Source organism: Ruegeria sp. D6 (assembly GCF_056534365.1).
In genome coordinates, this window is sequence record NZ_JBQFPH010000004.1 from 93,873 (window position 1) to 112,287 (window position 18,415).

The following is an 18,415-nucleotide window of genomic DNA, read 5'->3' on the forward strand; positions in this document are numbered from 1 at the left end:
GTTGTAGTTAGGTCCAATACAATAGGCGATGCCCCAGTGCGCCATTGCGCAATTTGGATCGGCAGCCACGGCATTCTGAAAGCATACAATCGCTTCTTCGTGGTTGTACGCGTAAGTCCAAGCCAAACCACGATCAAACCAAAGCTGGGCTTCGTCCGACGAGGTTGTGATCCTTCGGCTGTAGCTACCTAGATCATAGTATTCCATCACAATAACCCCCTAATTAAAGGTAGGAGATTACCACAATGGGCTGTTTCTCGATACTAGCGACATCAAAGCCGATCCAAGGCATAGACCCATCTTATATGAACTCCATTTGATCGAAGCACTCTTCTTGGCGACTGATCAACTTGTTGGCCGCGTGAGTGACGCGCCGTCCAATCCCTCCACAGTAGCTCACTGACAAGACCACAAACACCGCTCGCACAATCCTAAGACGGGCTTTTGAGAAAGCTGATGTTAGCAGTCAGATTGGTCTTTTCCGCCAACTATCACTTTTGGGGCTTGGTAACGTCGTGCGGCAGCCTCCGTTCTAAGTGGCGTTGAAAACGTGAAATTTGCGCTCATTGCGGGCGTCAAAAATGCGGGCACCCTATCCTTCTAGCGTGGCAACTGCATGGTCGTGAGAGGTATGCGGTCGATGCATGTTGAGAATGCGTCGAGCTTCATTCGATTGTCCCGAAATTGCCAGCGCATGCGCCAATGAAAACTCAATAATGTCGCGTTGCGCCCGGCTGCCGCCAAGGCGTTCGTGCTCAGACATGACACTTACGAATTTCTCAATCGCTTCATCCGCATTTCCATCCGCCAACGCACGGAATGCGCCTGCGACAGAAGCAACGGTGGGGCCTGCGGGTCCCTTTGCGCCGTCAATGGTTGATTCCAGACGCTCTCTGTTTCCAGCCATCGCATGCGCAAGAGCAGCGTGAACATCCGCAAAAGCCAAGCCAGGTGAAGGAAAGAACTGAACAGCATAGTCACTGAGTTGTTGCCAACGCTCCTGGGGAATTTGCTCGCCAGCCAAAAAGGCGCGGTGAACAATTGCCACACTATCAGTCAGAACGTTCAGTGGTGGCGCAGGAGGTCGGTCGGGGGAAACATAATCATCGAACAGCTTCCACATACCCGCCACATCGCCGCTCTCAAGCGCCCACAGAGCGACGTGCCAACTGAGATGGCAGTGCAGATACGCTGTGAAGGGATAGTCTTGCCAGAATTCGCGTAGATAAGCGTAGCCAGCGTCCGTTTCCCCGTTCTCATAGTAGAGATGGGCCCTGACATGTGCACTGTGTGCGCTGTCTGGCTTCAACTCAAGCGCGCGCTCGATGTTTTCCGCGGCCGGGCCAATCTGTCCGGCCTCCATCTGGGCAAACGCATGCTGGCAGAGAAACCACCAGTCGTCGCCATAGTGAGGCGTTAACATGGTTGTGTACGCAAGCTGCTCCGCCTCGCGTCCAGCCTGACCTGAAAACCCTATTAAGCCAAATACGCTGGTACATGTCTGTGCCAGCAAAATATCTCGTGGATGGTCTGCGACGTGATCTCGGATGCGTCTATAGGCCTGCGGTACACGCCCCTCAATGAGATCGCTGATAATGTCGATCTGGGCGGCTTCGCGCGGGCTGACGCCATGCGAAAGTTCTTTTGCGACGGCTATTTCACGCTTTGCATCTTGTCCACGCCCGACAGTAACAAGGTAGCGCGCAAGCCCAACATGAGGCATAGCAAAGCCATCATCTGCCCGCATTGCAGAACGGTAAGCTTCTTCAACATCATCAAAAGCACCCAGAAAACGGTCGATGCCTTTAACATAAGCGTCTCGCGCAGTTTGTGATGTGGTCGTTAGCGGGCTTCCGTACCGATCTTCAAGCATCCAAACCTTCCACTGTCTTTACCAAACCAGTCCGTCAGTGAGCTATATGAGCATGCTTAGACTTAAACGAGTCAAAGGAAATCGACATTACGAGGTGCCATGATTTCTGCATCCGTTCTTTTCGCAAGTCTCATGAAATCATCAAAATGCCGTTCAAACATTGTTGCTTCATCAAATCCCGATTTCCCAAAATTGGACTCCGAAAGCAATTTTGGGGATTATTGCATACGGCTCGACCCGCGTCCGGTTAGAGGAGAACGTAGGTATGACAACCCAAACTCGCCCACTCATTGATACGGCTTGGTTGGCATATAACCTGACTGAACCGAAACTACGCCTCATTGATGTTCGCTGGAAGTTTAGGGAGGAAAACGGCAAGGGCGTGGCCTATGACGATAGGAGCGAGTTCCAAGCCGAGCACATTCCTGGCGCAGTGTATGTCGGTATGTCGACAGAGCTTGCAGACAGCACTCAGAACACTCCCGATATGTTGCTCGAGCCAGCGGATTTTGGGAAAAAGATGTGCGAGTTGGGTGTTTCCAACGACAGTCATGTCGTGGTCTACGATGACTCCGGGCTTCCATTGGCGTCTGCGCGTCTTTGGTGGGCACTCTCGCACTATGGCCATAAAAACGTGCAGGTCTTGGACGGCGGCTTGCAGCAATGGAAACTCGAAGGTCGGCCCACTGAAACTGGCGATCTAACCGTTGAGCATGGTGACTTTGAACCAACAGTGCAGAGCAATTGGATTGCCCGCAAAGCTGATGTCTTGGATGCGATGGATAAGCCCGGAGTCAGAATTGTGGACTTTCTACCAAACGACCTCTTCCGAGGCGACGGAGTTCACACATGGGGAGGTCGCTCGGGACACATCCCAAGTGCCGTCAACATACCGGCGATATCGAACATCGATCCGGATTTGGCACACATACCCATTGCCGAACGTGCAGCTAAACTAAAGGAACGTGGTTCATTCAAGTTGGCGGATCATTCCAAGCTTCTCAAGCACTATCAGGACAAGGGAATTCAAACTGACGATGAGGTCATCGCCTATTGCGGCCGTGGCATAGCTGCTTCTTGTGGGCTCCTTGCGCTGCGCCAAATGGGGTTCGAAAAGTCCCGCCTGTACGATGGTTCATGGGCTGAGTGGAGCGCCGATGAGAGCCTTCCGGTTGAAACCTCGTGAGACTACGATTTTGGGTCACTTTGGGTGGTCCAATTATTGACGCGTCGCTAGGAGGATATTTTGATGACGGACAATTTCCGGCTGACCAAAGAGGCTGCGCAGAAGTACAACAACCATAGTGTGCCTGCGATGTTCGGCCCATTGGCTGAAGCAACAATGCAGAAGGTTCGGCTTCGAAGCGGCACTTGTGTTATCGACATCGCATGCGGCACCGGGGCTTTGACGCGAGAGATTGCAAGGAAACTGACGGGCGAAGGCCGGGTTGTTGGCGTAGATCTGAACGAAACCATGATTGAGGTCGCGCAGTCCAATCAGCCGGATTGTCGTCATGTGCTCGAGTGGTATGCAGCAGATGTAACCGAGTTACCTTTCGGAGATGCTACGTTTGACTATGCCTTCATACAACAGGGGCTTCAGTTCTTCCCCGACAAACCCGCCGCGTTGCAGGAAGTTCATCGGATCTTGCGCAATCACGGTCAGCTATTTTTGACATGTTGGCGTGCAGTGTCGCCCTTCAATGGAGCGCTTGCAAAAGCTCTCGAACGGCATGTTGGAACAGATGCCGCAACAAAGGCCAGAGCGCCTTTTTCGTTTCGAGATGGGGACATCATTTCGAACTTATTGGTCGATGCAGGCTTCGAGATAGCTCGTTACGAGCCGTTGGTACTAGAGCGAAGATTTATTGATCTTCGTGCGCAAATCATGGCGCTGCCAATCGAAACTGATCTTAGGGATGCAGGTGCTGACGTCACCAACAAGGTCGTGGAAGAGGTTGCAGACGCTTTGTCTAAATATGACAAAGAAAGCGTATTGCACGTACCTCAAGAAGCGCACCTTTTTGTCGCCGCGGCATAGGTGAACGACCATTGGCTCAGTTCTCAATTACGATCTTTACCATGGTCGAATGACAATGCGGCATTAGTGGCTGCCGAGCGTGGCTCCGCGTTGACGGTTGAGAGTGCATCAAACTATACTTTTGCCATGGCCAGCGGAAAATACATCGACGATTTGTCGGTTGGCGAAACCTTCGAAACCGGTGGCGTTACGCTGACCGAGGGAGCGATTATTGACTTCGCACTGGTTCATGACCCGCAGCCCTTCCACGTTAACAAAGTGGCTGCCGCAGAGTCGATTTTCGGTGGTCTCATCGCCAGTGGATTTCAGACAATAGCGCTTACTTTCAGGTTGTTCCGCGACACTGGTGTACTTACCGGCACCAACCTGGGTGGACATGGTATGGACGATGTACGGTGGCTGGCTCCAGTGTATGCTGGTGACACGATCAGCGTGTGCGTCACGGTTGAGGCAATTACACCATCACGTTCGAAGCCAGACCGGGGAACGGTCAAATTCCGATACCAGACATTTAACCAGAACGATGTTGAAGTTCTTAACCTGGTCATGCACCACGTGATGGCATATCGGAGTTAAGGCAGTTTGCAGCGACTTGGGCGCGGCGATCAGTTTGACATCCCGTTGTCATCTTCAAGAGTATCTTTGGGCTCGCCACATAAGGTTTCTATTGCTGCGGTCGTTCGAACGTCTGATCAATGCCTGCACGTCTGGCACTTCCTTGGGGCTTCACCGACGACAATTAAGTACGGACAAAAGAATTGCAGAACCAATTAGGGCGATTGTTACACCAGTCGTGGTCTCTTGAACCGCGACTTTAAAGAAGCCCGTGGAAGAAACTAGGCCGAGTTACTTCGCTTGATCACCCCTTTCTACGCACCACGACGATAAATTGGGTCATCGAAAAAAAGAAGCGTCCAACTTTTGCAAGGCTGAGCTGCTCGTCGAACCACGATTGCGCTATGTTGGGATCAACATGGTCATTTGCGACAGCGTATTGCTTCATGAGGTGCATCATCATGATTGCGAGACCATCAGGCCTTAGCTGGTGATCTGTCATTGTGAACGACAAGACATCTTCCACGTGGTCACCGTGGGCCTTTATTAGTGCAGGCAGTCTTTCCGGAACGGAACCACTCACAAAGTGCTGGTTCCAGGATGTCAGCATCTTTTGCATTCTGTCAGGCTCGCCGCTGAACCAAATCAAGCTACCAAAGTGTAGATCGCTGATGACGAGGCGCCCGTCGGGTTTGACGCACCGCAGCATGTCAGCCAATGCACCGTCTACGTCTTCGATGTACTCAAAGACCTGTACCGAGACGGCCTTGTCAGCACTCTCATCTTCAATAGGTAAGCTATTTGCGGCACCAGCACGAAACTCCACGTTTGCGTAGTTGCTGCATCGTTCTCTTGCGGCTGCTGTCATATCCTCGCTTGGGTCGATCCCGATGACATAGCCATCCGAGCCAACTGCGCGGGCCAACTCCGCTGTTAACATCCCGTTGCCACAACCGATGTCCAAAATAGTTTCACCGGGAGCCGGGCACAGCGCATCAAATGAAGCTTGTCTTCGCCGCGTCAATTCAGCTCCTTGATAGGCGATTTCAAGTAATCTCGTTGTCTCCGCGTCAAACTTAAGCAACTCTCCCCCCTTACAAAGCCCACAAGTCTCCAAACCTTATCAGAAAATGGGTTATCTACGAAAAGCAGAGCGGATCATTAAGGCTTGAACATGGATCTACCAAAATAACTGAAGGTGCCGACTGGTATCGACGAATTGGTTAACCTCGGGACGTAAGGACGCTTCTGCCGCTTTATTGTCCCAGCTTTTCGCGGCGGCTCGAACTTTAGAACAACATCAATTCAAGGGATGTCGAGGCCATTCTCCCGGCCGAAATCGATATAGAAGGTGTCGCTGCGGCATCGGTTTAAAGTGGCCTCGTCCGCTTGTCTTGGGTCGTTGCCAGGACTTTGAACACCTGTTCCTTCTATGAAGCGGTTCACGAGATTAAAGACACCGCACACTTGGATAGCATCAAACAACGCACTCTCCGACCAGCCTGCGGCGTAGACCGCTTTTGCATCGGCTTCCGTCATTCGTGATGGCGAGACGGTGAGCTTTTCAATGTATGCTAGTAACGGTTTAAGATGATCCTCGATGGGCGCCGTATCGCGGTCTTCCATCAGTGCCTCGATTGTCTCGACCTCAACGCCATAGGCTTTGGCGAAAACGATGTGTGCGCCATGGCAATAGGCACAAGCATTCAAGCCCGAGACATAGGCTGCAATCAATTCACGTTGGGCGACCGATAGGTCGCTCTCTCCCCTCATCACCAAGCTTTCGTACGCACAAAGCGGAGAAAGCTTGTCCGGAAAGGCTTGATAAACACTTCCCAGTGTTGCGTTCTCGGGCAGAGATGGAAACAGGCGTTTCATTCAATTCACTTTCAATCTTGTTTTGGATAACTTCGTCTCACGTGAGGAACCAACGGTGTTTACGCAACCTTAAAGCAATTCCAGGTTCCGCACAGAGATTCTGTTGGAAACCTGCGAACGGCAGGTTTGCCTGATTGTGTGGCAGCGTGTTCGTCACTTCGTGAAAGGTAATTTCGTGCGGTTCTCATAAAATATGCAAAGTCCGCTTTCTGCGCATTTCTGTCGTTGGGACATCGTGCAACATCGGTCAATTTGGGCTCAGTGCGGTCGCTCAGAAAAATTCAGTGAACGACCGGTGTGCGGGACAAAGCAGTCATTCGTAGAATCTCTAAAGACGAAGATGCAAATGCGTGATAGCTCCAGGTTATGGCCACGACATCTGCGCGAAATCGAACGCCCATACCTTACGCATTTGCGGTTATTGGTGTTCTTTTTGCTTCAATCTGTTTCGGGCTGGTTCCCTACTTCAGCCGCAGCCTGACCGATCAGGGCGTTGCACCCTATGCGGTCGCATTCTACCGATACATTGTTGCGGCTCTTCTTCTGCTTCCTGTTCTCATTGTGCATCGAAAAGAATGGCGAGAGATCACTTGGGGTCTTTCAGCCGGAGCCGTAATGGGGCTTGGTTGGATCGGATATGTAACGGCGCTGGAGAAGCTGCCCGCATCGACAGTGGGTGTGCTTTACATGACCTATCCGGTGTTCACCTTAGTTGTCGCTTGGGCTGTGTTTGGCGATGCACCCACGCGACGCGCCATGTTGGCCGCTAGTCTGATTGTGGTGGCAGCTGTCTTTGCTGGCTCGCCTGCGTCAGTGGCTGGGGAACATCTACCAACGCTGCTGCTATCCCTTGCTGCCCCTTTTGGGTTTGGCTTCGGAATCTGCGTCCTAGTACACAGGTTGTCACGGATTGCGCCGTTGGCACGTATCGCGTCAGTTTCTCTGGGGTCTGTTCTTGGCCTCGCCCCGCTCATCCTTGGTGCTGAGGTTGGAGAGCTTCTCCCAAGCGAACAATCCGATTGGCTATTCATTGTTGGTATTGGTCTGGTGACCGCTTTCGTGCCTCAGCTCATCTACACGATTTGCTCGCCTGTTATTGGAGCGTCCCAAACTGCGGTCGTCGGAAGTATCGAATTACCCACGATGTTTGCCGTTGGATATCTTGCTTTTGGCGAAGCCATCTCTTTTCCTCAAGCTTTTGCATGTGCCTTAGTGCTGGGCGCAATTGCGATCACAAGAAGTAAAAAGACGCGCACCGTATCGACCGTGCTTACAAAATTACCGAGGCGGTAGCATTGGGCTCGCCGCTGCTGTTCTCTGAGGTAAGCATCACTGGTTACTTGCTGCCCGAAGCGGGTAGCGAACGTTATGTGTTAAAGGACCGACGTTGACCGGCGGAAGATGTCGGTCCATTTTTGTTGTAGTGTACTCTCGTTTAGCAAAGGACCTCCGGATTATGAGGTACTTTATGATCGTTGCAAGCATGGGCATTTCTTCGGTTGCAACGATATCTGTGGCCGATGAGTTTTCGAACCTTGGCAAAGACCTCTTTGTTGAGCATTGCGCCAGATGTCACGGAATCGATGCATCTGGAAAAGGACCTGACGCAGCTGATTTGAAAACAGTGCCTGCTGATTTAACAAAGATTTCCGAACGCAGAGGGGGTGTGTGGCCCATGTTGGAGGTCATGTCGATCTTGGACGGTTATTTGAAAGTTCAAGAACCTCGCGATGACATGCCTATAATCACCGAATTGAATGACGGCCCTACTGTCGAATTCGATACGGGGAATGGTTTGGTTACGCGTATTCCTTCCAGACTTATCGATATTGCTGAGTATTTGGAGAGTATTCAGTCTCCGAAGCCGGAACGATATGTTCCGTGAAGGTCTGCTCCGCATTTGTGTACGCTAAAGAGTGCTGCGTTGGGCGGTTTCCGTAGTCGCCAAGAAGCAACGAATATGAGGATCGCGTTGTGGACGATGCCGTCGCGGTTTTGCCTAGCTTGCTTCAATATCAGGACTCGCGCTTCACAGCGGTCTAATCCAAGACTTCTTGTAACACTTCACCGCTCGCACCATTAGGACGTGCCGTGCTCAATAATGCAGACAGAGTGGATGCGAGAGCAGTCGTGCAAACACGGCGTGCGACCCGTTGCGGTTTTAAGTTCGTTCCAGCAAAGATAATCGGCACATGTGTGTCACCGCGCCACGGTGACCCGTGGGTGGATGTGACGGACAGACCATCGAAGTCTGCGATGAACCAGCCGGGTTTGAAGACTACGTATATGTTCCCGGATCGGGTGGGGAGGTAGTTGTTGCGGACCAAGCGCATGATGTCGGTATCGGGTAGGAGGTTTGCTTCGATAGCCGTACTGGGGACGGCGAATGCCACATCGGGAAAGGATAGAAGCTCTTCTGCAATAGCTGACTCCAGCGTGGGTAAATCAATATCACTGCGAGCCAATACTTCGGGGGCGATATTGAGATAGGGGTGATTATAACCTTCAAGCAATTTCCCGGTGATCCCAAACCGCTCCTTAAGCTTGGCTATCTGTTCCGTCGGGTCCCATGTGTCCGGAGCAACAAGGCCAGTTCGGATGCCAACACTCTCCAAATAGCCCGGCGCATCGGTGGTGCCGTGGTCCGCCGATAGAACGATCAAAACGTTTTCCAGCCCAATCCGTTCGTCGATAAACGCGAAGAGATTCATGAGAGTCTGATCGAGGCGGTATATCGTATCCTCGGCTTCAAGACTGGAAGGGCCAAACACATGGTTGACGTAATCCACGGACGAGAAGCTAACCGCCAGATAATCCGTTACCGCGTCTTGCCCGATACCCTCGGCATCAATCAATCGTTTGGCAAATTGCGCCGTCAGATCGTCGCCAGCGGGACTAAGTGTCAAAAAGGTCGTAAAGTAGGGATTTTCCAGCGGGTCAAACCCATTTTGCGTCGAAGAGTAGCGATGAGGAAAGGTTGTGCCGAACCCGGCGACATCCGTCTCCCATGGTTGGTTGTCGCGGTCGCCAAAGAGATAGGTTTCCTTTGGGTGCATCAACTCCCAAGAGGTTCCTTCAAAGGAGGCGCTCGGCGATGCGTCATTCCATGCGGAAACCCAATCCGGGTATTTGTCGTAGTAATAGGAGCTTGTGACAAAACGATTTGCGGCTTTTGAGAACCAGAAGGCTTTGCCGCTTTGTCCCGCCATTGTAATAGCCCCACGATCTTTGATTGAAACTCCAAAGACTTTGGCCGCACCAGCAGTGGAGGCGCTTAATTCGTCCGAAAGCGTCGTAACAAGCATAGCGCGTGGTGACCGCCCATCTGTGCCAGCTGCCGCCTGTGTCGGGTCAATTTCAATATCGTCATTGACGCCAGCGCCATCTCCAAGAAGCGGAGCGGTGCTGTCTTCAACGTTGTAGACAACGCGGTCCAAGGTTCTGTCGAACCATATGTTTCCGATCATCCCATGCACTGCCGGTGTTGCCCCGGTCGCCAAAGTGGCGTGCCCGACAACGGTCTCTGTATTGGCATGGCAATGATGGGCGTCCACATAGTGTACACCGTTTTCTAGTAAGTACTTAAGGCCACCCTCTCCAAGATTCTCAAAGTAGCGTGTCGGCAGATCGCCCCGAAACGCGTCAACGGTCAGCTGCAAAACGAGGCGAGGAGGTTCTTGCGCATACGCAGGAGCGACTGCAACCAACCACAAAGACAAACAAGCTCTCAGTGTTTTGGTCATAATGCTTCCTTTCGCTGTAGTGCGCAGCAGGTCAGTCGCGACTGCAATTGCGTGCTAGAAAAACCCTCTTCAATACCAAACTGATAGCAAAAACGCTTCACGTCTACTTCTTCCGACCTACCGCGAAAGAGCCTGCAACACCCAAACCAGTGTTCATACAAACAATTGCTTGGAATTGAGATGCCCGGATCGGTTTTGATCCAAAACAAGGCTTTGAGTCTCTTAAGATACTAAACTCTGCGCCAGAAACCCTGTTTCAGGTGAAACGCTATGACCAAAAACCTATCGGTTTTTCTTATTTTGGCTGGTTTAGTAATTGCTGGTGCGTTGCTGTATGTCGTTGTTGCCGAGGATGGCGATGAATTGCCGGTCGGATTTGTGCAAGGAAACGGGCGGGTTGAAGCGGAACAAGTCGAAATAGCACCAACTAATGCAGGTCGGGTTGCGAAGGTAACGGCAACAGAGGGCAGTATGGTTGCAGCCGGTCAAATCCTGGCCGAAATGGACATAGATGAGCTATCTGCCGCCCTGGACCGGGCTAGAGCCGAAGTAGCCTTGGCAAATCAGACAAGGGCCGAAGCAGAAGCGCTCGTAGTGCAACGCGAAAGCGAACAGCGTAGGGCCGAGCAAGAGCTTGATCGTGCCACGGCGTTGCTGGCAGGACAAAACATCTCCAAAACTATTTTTGAAGATCGCGATACCACTCATAAGGTTGCAACAGCAGTATTGGGCGCCGCCAAAGCCCGAGTTGCAACCGCAGAAAGCCGTATTGCTGCCGCTGAGGCGGAAGTGCGCAGAATTGAGGCACAGATTGAAGACAGCGCTCTAGTGGCACCTTTGCCCGGACGCGTGCTTTACCGGCTTGCAGAACCCGGAGAGGTGGTTGGCGCGGGCGAACCGATCCTGACTATTCTTGGCCTTGAGAATGTTTACATGGAAGTTTTTCTTCCGGCGCGTGAAGCCGGACTTTTGCCCATTGGAGCTGAGGCTCGCATCGTGCTCGACGCTTTGCCGGAATATGCGATACCTGCATACGTGAGCTTTGTTTCTCCCGAGGCACAATTCACCCCCAAACAGGTCGAAACCCTGGATGAGCGAGAGCAACTGGTTTTTCGCGTTCGCGTCCGTATCCCAATAGACTTGATTGAAAGTCGGATTGAGCACGTCAAAACCGGTCTGCGCGGTGTCGCGGTGATCCGGCTGAACCCAGCCGCTGCTTGGCCTGAGGCGCTTGAACAACGCATCCCAGAAGAGCTGTTCGAATGAGAGTAGAGGATGACGCCTGCGATATTCACATTTCAGGTGTTACGCACCGTTATCGCAAGCATGTCGCATTGGATTCTGTTTCGTTAGAACTGCCAGGCGGCCAGCTTGTTGGCTTTGTCGGGCCGGATGGGGTGGGAAAGTCTACACTACTTGGTTTGATCACCGGCGCAAAGAAACTGCAATCCGGCAGTATCGACGTTTTAGGCGGCCCGATTGGCGATTCTGGTCATCGACACAGCATTTGCCCAGCCATCGCGTTCATGCCGCAAGGGCTGGGTCGAAACCTGTATACGGAGCTGTCTGTACGCGAGAACCTTGAGTTCTTCTCAGGTCTCTTTGCTCAAGGGCATTCAGAGCGGGACGAACGTATCGCAGCGCTATTGGCTGCGACAGGGCTTGCGCAGTTTGAAGACCGTCTGATGGGCAAGCTCTCGGGTGGGATGAAGCAAAAACTAGGCCTTTGCTGTGCTTTAATCCATGACCCCAAACTATTGGTTTTGGATGAGCCAACGACCGGGGTCGACCCGTTGTCGCGTCGGCAGTTCTGGGCTTTGATTGACGCAATCCGAGAAAGAAACCCTGAACTGTCGGTGTTAGTGTCGACGGCGTACATGGAAGAAGCCGACGGTTTTGACCGGATTGTCGCAATGGACGCGGGTCAAGTCATCTTTCAGGGGAAGCCCGCTGAATTGAAAGGGAGTGATGTCGACCTCGAAGTAGCATATCGGCGTCTGAGAGCACGGAAGTTGCCCGTCGAACCGGCGGGGAAAAAAGAGAAGAATGAACAGATAGAATCTAGCCCAGTGATAGTTGCGCGTGGACTTACACGACGCTTTGGTGATTTCACGGCCGTAGACAACGTCGACTTCACAATCAATCGCGGAGAGATATTCGGGTTTCTAGGATCAAACGGTTGCGGCAAGTCCACGACAATGAAGATGTTGACTGGTTTGTTACCTTCCAGCTCAGGTGAAGCACTGTTATTTGGCAATCCTGTCGATGCGTATGATCGCAAAATGAGGCGTGAAATAGGCTACATGAGTCAGGCCTTTTCCTTATATGGCGAGTTGTCGGTACATCAGAACTTACAATTGCATGCGCGGATATTTGCAATTGCCGACCGTGAACAACGCGTTTCGGAACTCACTGAGCGCTTTGGGCTCGAGGAGCACCGGAATACGTTGGCGACGGCACTGCCCCTAGGGATCAAACAGCGACTGTCGCTAGCCGTAGCAGTGATCCACCGTCCGCGGGTGCTAATACTCGACGAACCAACTTCCGGTGTGGATCCAGAGGCACGCGATTCCTTCTGGGACTTGCTGATTGAGCTCTCTAGAAACGAGTCGGTTACAATCTTTGTGTCCACTCATTTCATGGGTGAGGCGGAACGCTGTGATCGCGTTTCTTTTATGCATGCTGGTAGAGTTCTAGCGGAAGGTACTCCGGCTGAACTGATCGCTGTTGAAGGGGCGGAAAACCTTGAAGACGCCTTCATTTCGATATTGGAAGCAGCAGAAAAACCAGTCTCTGTTGTCTCGCCAAAGGTGGGTTTTAGAACCAAATCCCACGCCGGGGGGGGAGCGTTTTCTCGTATATTGGCATATGCGCGGCGCGAAACCGTTGAAGTAGCTCGCGACCCGGTGCGTCTGGCTTTCGCGTTTCTGGGCTCTGCTATTCTAATGTTAGTTTTTTGCTTTGGAATTACGCTGGATATCGATGAGCTTGAATTCGCTGTACTTGACCTTTCTCAAGGGCCGGAGAGTCGTGCTTATTCGGCTGAATTCGCCGGATCGTCCTACTTTAAAGCCACATCGCCGCTGCAAAGCGCCAGCGAAGGGCGCGACCGTCTAGTGGCAGGTGAGGTCTCTCTGGTTGTTGAGTTGCCACCTGACTTTGACCGAAAGATGAGTACGGGTGAACCGACCCAGATACTTGCGACTGTAGACGGTGCTATCCCATTTAAGGGTGAGACGGTTGAAGGCTATGTTTCCGGACTGCACCAATCATTTCTCGCGGAATTTGCCCTTAACAACGGCAAAAGCCAGATAGGTATCGCCAGGATCGAACCCCGGTTTCGCTACAATCAGAGCTTTGAAAGCATCGCCGCGATGGCTCCGGCAATGCCTGCTATCCTACTGATTATGCTGCCAGCTGTTTTGACTGCCGTAAGCGTAGCAAGGGAACGAGAGCTGGGGTCAGTTGTCAATTTCTACGTGACACCAACCACGCGGCTTGAATTTCTAATCGGCAAACAAATTCCGTACATTTTGATCGCCTACGCAAATTTTCTGCTTTTGGCCGGAATGACCGTTCTTCTTTTCGGGGTGCCGTTAAAAGGAAATCCTTTCCCCTTGGCTGTTGGTGCCTTTCTTTACGTTTGGGCAACGACATCCTACGGGCTGTTGATCGCTACAATGACATCCAGTCAGGTGGCCGCAACATTTGCAACTGCCATCGCCTCAGTTGTCCCAACAATCCAGTTCTCAGGTCTGTTGCAACCTGTTTCAACGCTTGAAGGGGGCGCACAAGTGGTGGGCTCTCTTTGGCCTTCCTCATATTTCCTACACCTAAACGTTGGTGCCTTCACTAAAGGTTTGGGTTGGGAAGCCCTTGCGCCAGACATTCTGGCCCTAGCCTGCTTCGGACCCGTTCTGACACTGATCGCAGCCCTCTGTCTTCGGGCTCAGGAGAAGTGAATGCGGCGCTTCTACTGCATATTCTGGCTAGGCTTGAAGGAAGTGATGAGCCTGCGCCGTGATTGGGTGATGATGGCATTGTTGGTTTGGTCTTTCACGCTGGCCCCGATCATGGAAGCAACGGGAGTGGCAAGTTCTGTAAACAACGCCTCGATAGCGTTTGCGGATGAAGACGACTCGCCACTTTCTCGAGCACTTGCCACAGCGTTTTTTCCACCAGAGTTCCAACCGGTCGTCCAAATCGAACCCGGAAAAGGACCTGCTTACATGGATGCCGGGCGCTTTATTTTCGTTGTGGCTGTGCCCCCCGGATTCGAAAAGGATCTGCGCGCAGGGCGCAGTCCGGAGATTCAAGTTCTTATTGACGCAACCGCTATGGAACAGGCCGGTATTGGTGCAAACTACATCACCAGTATCTTGAGCGCTGAAATACATCGCTATGCAATAGGTATCGATCTAGTAGATGCTCCCTCAATCAGTGTCATTCTAAGAAGCGCCTTCAACCCAAACAGAGACACCGTACGTTTTGCTGGTATCGTTGCTTTGATCGGCCAGATCATGTGGCTCACAACTATATTGACCGGAGCGGCAATGATTAGAGAGCGAGAGCACGGGACCATTGAACATCTCCTTGCCATGCCGCTTGCTCCATTTGACATTGCCATTGCCAAAATTTGGGCGAATGCAGCAGTGGTTTTGGTCGCGGCTGGTCTTTCACTAACCTTTGTGATGCAGGGTTCTTTGGGCATCAGTATCGCTGGATCCAAGATGTTGTTTTTGGTTGGCACGGCGTTGTTTCTTTTTACTGCGACGGCGCTTGGGGTGTTTCTGGCAACCATTGCACGCTCTATGGCGCAGTTCGCGCTTCTGGTCATGTTGATTGTGCTGCCAATGCTAATGCTGTCAGGTGGAGAGACCCCAATTGAAGGTCAGCCAGCGTGGTTGCAGGCAGGTACTTTGGTTTTGCCGTCACGCCACTACATGTCAGCAAGTCAGGCTATTGTTTTCAAAGGCGCTGGTATTGAGACTGTCTGGCCGGAATTCGTTTGGATGACGTTGTTGGGAATTGCTTTGTTACTAATGAGCCTACGGCTTTTTCGGCGTTCTCTTACGCAGATCAGCTAACGCTCCAATCTGTTGGCTTTGACAGATTGGAGCGTTAGCTGATCTGCCTCTGAGGAAAGTTTGGATATCTGCTGGGCAGAAGTCAGGGCATCAGCGACTGTATGAGCGTTAGCCAAAAAATCTCTAGTCATGTTCGTACTATACGCCCCGACGGCTGGATTGCGATGCAATCGAGGTTTTCAAGGGCTATAGTCGCAAACTCAAAGGTTTGTAATGAAAGTGTGGATACCTTCTGCATCAAATGGGCAAGTCCAAGGCCTTCAAGCGACAAAAATCTCCGCCCGTTTCTGCACCCGACAAACTATGCATCCCAACTGGCACTAACGTTTCGATTGCAATTTAGAGCGACGAGATGGCCTTGATCACTGCTTTTCGGCTCTGAACAGCGCCGGTTTGTAGATACTCCATTGCTTTGAGAGCAGCTTCATGGGCTTGGACAGATGACCCGCCAACGCAATCTTCTACTACGCGGCAGAAGTAGTCTGATTGGTGGCCATCGACGAATGTGTAGTGCACACAAACATCTGTCAGCCCGCCGCACAACAAAAGTGTGTCTACCTTTAAACCGCGCAGCAGGATTTCGAAATCGGTGCCAAAAAATGCAGAATACCGTCGCTTCGGTACGATGTAGTCACCTTTGCGATATCCCATCTCATCTTTTGCAACTTCCGTTCTTGGATCACCTTCGAGACAGTGTATGTCTTCGTCACCATCCAGCTCACGGCCGAAGTCTATCCTATCGGGACGATGGACTTCTTGGATGAAAATGACTGGCACTTTGCTCTCATGCGCGGCGTCAACCAAATCACGTGCAGCGATCATGCGATCTTTGTAGCCCGGCATGTTGTCGATGGAGCGTACTTCGCTGTCATCAATAAATGTGCTCTTTTGAATGTCGATTACGATTAGGGCAGGTCTACCCTCGATCAGTTTCCTGGCTTGTTTGGTTTTAGTTGTCATGTTCGACCTCTAATTTGCCAGGTCGTCCTGAAAAAAACGCCCTTGCTTGGCCGGGTCGTCCCAGCGGGCAGATCAAACTTGACTAAATGTGCAACTGATTACGGTCAAGGGTGTGCTGCGTTGTTGTGGAATGAAAAGCATGTGTCCGCGCCTAGGGCAACATTGCCCGCAAAGCCGCCGCCAGGGGTAGGTGCAGAGAGTGTCTGCGCCGAGCGCAGATTGAGCAATGGTGCTAGCAATACCGACGGCGGCTATACAACTTGACCCATCGTTCTTAGTGTAAATGCATGAACAGATTTCGAAACGCTCAACCCTCTGATGCAATTCGATGCTTTGAGATCGAGACTGATGCCTATGAAGGCGGCGAAGCGGCTACCCTCGAAAAGATAGCAAAGAGAATCGAGGTCTATCCCGATGGTTTCCTTGTTCTTGAGGTCGAAGGCGAGATCGTCGGCTTTGTGAATTGCGGATGTGCATACGACGTCGAAATGTCTGACGAGGAATTCAAAGAACTTGTAGGGCATGACCCCGGCGCGCCAAATGTCGTTATTTTGTCTCTCGTCGTGGATCCGGCGCATCAAGGACAAGGCCTATCGCGGGCATTGATGACAGAATTCGTCGGCCGCATGAGAAAAATGAGCAAATCCGCGATCTACCTTATGTGCAAAGAGCATCACGTCCCGCTTTATCAGAGATTTGGGTACAACTATCTGCGTCCATCAACCTCTGATCATGGAGGAATGACTTGGCACGAAATGTCTATGCAACTTTGAACCGTTGTTTGGTTGAGCCACGGTGAGTGGAAATTCAACCTAGCGGTAGGATTTCCCCTTCGTCCGTATAGCAATCGCTCGCGATATTCAGGCGAACGTCAGCGTCAAGCCCAAAGCAATCATAGTTCCTAGTGGAGCAGTCGCTTCGTTTGGACTAAGCCTCGCTTATGACCTTCGAGGCAGTCGCTTCATTGATAGCCAGAACAGTGTTGTACAGCGTAGCCAGTCGAAGAAGTGATTTTACGTCGACGTCGTGTGGCAACGCTGATAGTGGATCAATGAAAAAGATCAGTGTGTCGAGCTTCCCTTCGGCAATCATAGCGCCGATTTGAGCGTCGCCTCCCAGCGGACCACTTTTGAGACGCTTGATAGGTACGCCGACTTCATCTGCAATTCGCCCGCCGGTCGTGCCAGTCCCAAAAAGCTCCATCTTGCTCAATGCGGTTTTGTGGGATTTGGCCCACTCGACCATTGTGTCTTTCATCTGATCATGCGCCACAAGCGCGACTCGGTTGCGGCCGTTTGGACCGTCGCTCCCATTGCTCATGATGTTGCTTTCCTCGGTGTTGAAGTGTCCGTAGCCCAACTCCATGCCAGCGGAGACTTACGCTTAAGTGCGCCACTCAAATGTTGCCGCATTCTGTAGGAGGCATCCACGGTGTTACCGGATTCCAGGAGTGTAAGGATTTCAAGATGCTCAGTACATTGTTCTATCAATCGTTGATGGTTCACTTCGGCTCGGTACTCCATAAGGCGTCGCATTCTATTCACGCGTTGGAGTGCCATGAGAAAGAACGGGTTTCCGGACAACTTGATGAGCTCCTCATGGAATAGAGCCCCGCTTTCTAGCAGCGCTTCTCCATTAACGGCGTCCATATCCATATCGAGCATTCCCTGCTGAATGCGCCGCTGTTCATCCAGGACTTTGTGATCGAGTTCAAACGAGGGCTCCAGCATGGCGGCTGGTTCTATCGCCATTCTGAACCTGTAAATCTCATCAAATGCCTCGGGTGTTTTTGCGACTGGAAGAAACCGCCAGCCGTAGCCTTCTTTGCGTTCAGCCCAACCTTCTCGAGAAGCGCGGATCAACAGTTCTCCGACCTTAGCTTTAGTCCAGCCGTACTTCTGCTTTAAGAACTGCTCAGTAACTTCTTCTGGAATTTCATTTGTTAGCCAATCGTTTGCAAGCAGTTGGTATTCGTCCAGTTCGCTCGGGTCGACAGTATCCAGGTTTTCTTTGATGGCTGGAGGCAACTTGTCGGCCACAAAGTACCCGCGGTTTTCCAGGCGGATGAGAACATCTTTTTCCTCTAAGGATATAAGCGCCTCGCGCACTGGGGTTCTGGATACGCCATACCTGTCGGCGACTTGCTGAGCGCTTATATGCTGGCCACCTTCAAGTGTACCCGCAACGATATCATGCAAAAGACGGTTCGATATCTTCTTTGACAATTCGCTGGCTCGCATCGGTACGCCTGACTCCTCTTGCCGCTCTCACCTACGTA

At 51.8% G+C, this 18,415-nt stretch carries 16 protein-coding genes and 1 pseudogene; 9 read left to right on the forward strand and 8 right to left on the reverse strand.

Annotated elements, in window-relative coordinates; translation table 11 throughout:
* Window positions 1-207: pseudogene (locus tag ACR0A1_RS14555) on the reverse strand (hypothetical protein); the annotation flags it as partial.
* Between the two features lie 385 nt (window positions 208-592).
* Window positions 593-1,873, reverse strand: coding sequence for a tetratricopeptide repeat protein (locus tag ACR0A1_RS14560; protein ID WP_480868099.1), 1,281 nt, complete (start codon window positions 1,871-1,873; stop codon window positions 593-595).
* Between the two features lie 265 nt (window positions 1,874-2,138).
* Between ACR0A1_RS14560 and ACR0A1_RS14565 the strand changes: the two genes are divergently transcribed.
* The 3 genes from ACR0A1_RS14565 to ACR0A1_RS14575 all read left to right on the forward strand — a co-directional run bounded on the left by ACR0A1_RS14565 (window position 2,139) and on the right by ACR0A1_RS14575 (window position 4,490).
* Window positions 2,139-3,059: a sulfurtransferase gene (locus tag ACR0A1_RS14565; protein ID WP_480868101.1), complete on the forward strand. Its 921-nt coding sequence runs from the start codon at window positions 2,139-2,141 to the stop codon at window positions 3,057-3,059.
* 129 nt (window positions 3,060-3,188) lie between these two features.
* Window positions 3,189-3,914 (forward strand): class I SAM-dependent methyltransferase, encoded by a 726-nt coding sequence (locus tag ACR0A1_RS14570; RefSeq protein WP_480868103.1) that lies wholly within the window; start codon window positions 3,189-3,191, stop codon window positions 3,912-3,914.
* Window positions 3,915-4,490: a MaoC family dehydratase gene (locus ACR0A1_RS14575; RefSeq protein ID WP_480868105.1), complete on the forward strand. Its 576-nt coding sequence runs from the start codon at window positions 3,915-3,917 to the stop codon at window positions 4,488-4,490. It begins immediately after the preceding gene.
* 283 nt (window positions 4,491-4,773) lie between these two features.
* On the opposite strand, the gene ACR0A1_RS14580 is transcribed toward ACR0A1_RS14575, so the two are convergent.
* Together ACR0A1_RS14580 and ACR0A1_RS14585 are read right to left on the reverse strand one after the other, a co-directional pair.
* Window positions 4,774-5,553, reverse strand: coding sequence for a methyltransferase domain-containing protein (locus tag ACR0A1_RS14580; protein WP_480868107.1), 780 nt, complete (start codon window positions 5,551-5,553; stop codon window positions 4,774-4,776).
* Window positions 5,554-5,774: 221 nt separating this feature from the next.
* Entirely contained in the window at window positions 5,775-6,347 is a 573-nt protein-coding gene (locus ACR0A1_RS14585) for a carboxymuconolactone decarboxylase family protein (RefSeq protein ID WP_480868109.1), read from the reverse strand.
* Window positions 6,348-6,713: 366 nt separating this feature from the next.
* Here ACR0A1_RS14585 and ACR0A1_RS14590 point away from each other — a divergent pair, with 366 nt between their 5' ends.
* Together ACR0A1_RS14590 and ACR0A1_RS14595 are read left to right on the forward strand one after the other, a co-directional pair.
* On the forward strand, window positions 6,714-7,640 hold the full coding sequence (locus tag ACR0A1_RS14590; RefSeq protein ID WP_480868110.1) for a DMT family transporter: 927 nt from the start codon (window positions 6,714-6,716) through the stop codon (window positions 7,638-7,640).
* A gap of 175 nt (window positions 7,641-7,815) precedes the next feature.
* Entirely contained in the window at window positions 7,816-8,232 is a 417-nt protein-coding gene (locus ACR0A1_RS14595; RefSeq protein WP_170515595.1) for a c-type cytochrome, read from the forward strand.
* A 154-nt stretch (window positions 8,233-8,386) separates the two neighbouring features.
* Here ACR0A1_RS14595 and ACR0A1_RS14600 read toward each other — a convergent pair whose 3' ends face one another.
* A complete protein-coding gene (locus ACR0A1_RS14600; protein WP_480772288.1) occupies window positions 8,387-10,090 on the reverse strand; it encodes an alkaline phosphatase family protein in 1,704 nt (567 codons plus the stop codon).
* A gap of 270 nt (window positions 10,091-10,360) precedes the next feature.
* On the opposite strand from ACR0A1_RS14600, the gene ACR0A1_RS14605 reads away from it, so the two are divergent.
* From ACR0A1_RS14605 to ACR0A1_RS14615, 3 genes are read left to right on the forward strand one after another with little or no spacing between them, the layout of a single operon-like run.
* Window positions 10,361-11,356, forward strand: a complete 996-nt coding sequence (locus tag ACR0A1_RS14605; RefSeq protein WP_480707592.1) for an HlyD family secretion protein — start codon at window positions 10,361-10,363, stop codon at window positions 11,354-11,356.
* Window positions 11,353-14,052, forward strand: coding sequence for a ribosome-associated ATPase/putative transporter RbbA (rbbA, locus tag ACR0A1_RS14610; RefSeq protein WP_480868112.1), 2,700 nt, complete (start codon window positions 11,353-11,355; stop codon window positions 14,050-14,052). Before ACR0A1_RS14605 ends, rbbA begins: the two co-directional genes overlap by 4 nt.
* On the forward strand, window positions 14,053-15,177 hold the full coding sequence (locus tag ACR0A1_RS14615; protein WP_480868114.1) for an ABC transporter permease: 1,125 nt from the start codon (window positions 14,053-14,055) through the stop codon (window positions 15,175-15,177). It abuts the gene before it with no gap.
* A 339-nt stretch (window positions 15,178-15,516) separates the two neighbouring features.
* Here the strand turns inward: ACR0A1_RS14615 and ACR0A1_RS14620 are convergent, their stop codons facing one another.
* On the reverse strand, window positions 15,517-16,137 hold the full coding sequence (locus ACR0A1_RS14620) for a cysteine hydrolase family protein (RefSeq protein WP_480868116.1): 621 nt from the start codon (window positions 16,135-16,137) through the stop codon (window positions 15,517-15,519).
* Window positions 16,138-16,424: 287 nt separating this feature from the next.
* Between ACR0A1_RS14620 and ACR0A1_RS14625 the strand changes: the two genes are divergently transcribed.
* Window positions 16,425-16,910, forward strand: coding sequence for a GNAT family N-acetyltransferase (locus ACR0A1_RS14625; protein WP_480868117.1), 486 nt, complete (start codon window positions 16,425-16,427; stop codon window positions 16,908-16,910).
* Window positions 16,911-17,064: 154 nt separating this feature from the next.
* On the opposite strand, the gene ACR0A1_RS14630 is transcribed toward ACR0A1_RS14625, so the two are convergent.
* Entirely contained in the window at window positions 17,065-17,457 is a 393-nt protein-coding gene (locus ACR0A1_RS14630) for a methylglyoxal synthase (RefSeq protein ID WP_170594450.1), read from the reverse strand.
* Window positions 17,454-18,377, reverse strand: a complete 924-nt coding sequence (locus tag ACR0A1_RS14635) for a GntR family transcriptional regulator (RefSeq protein ID WP_480707736.1) — start codon at window positions 18,375-18,377, stop codon at window positions 17,454-17,456. Before ACR0A1_RS14635 ends, ACR0A1_RS14630 begins: the two co-directional genes overlap by 4 nt.
* Window positions 18,378-18,415 lie beyond the last annotated feature (38 nt).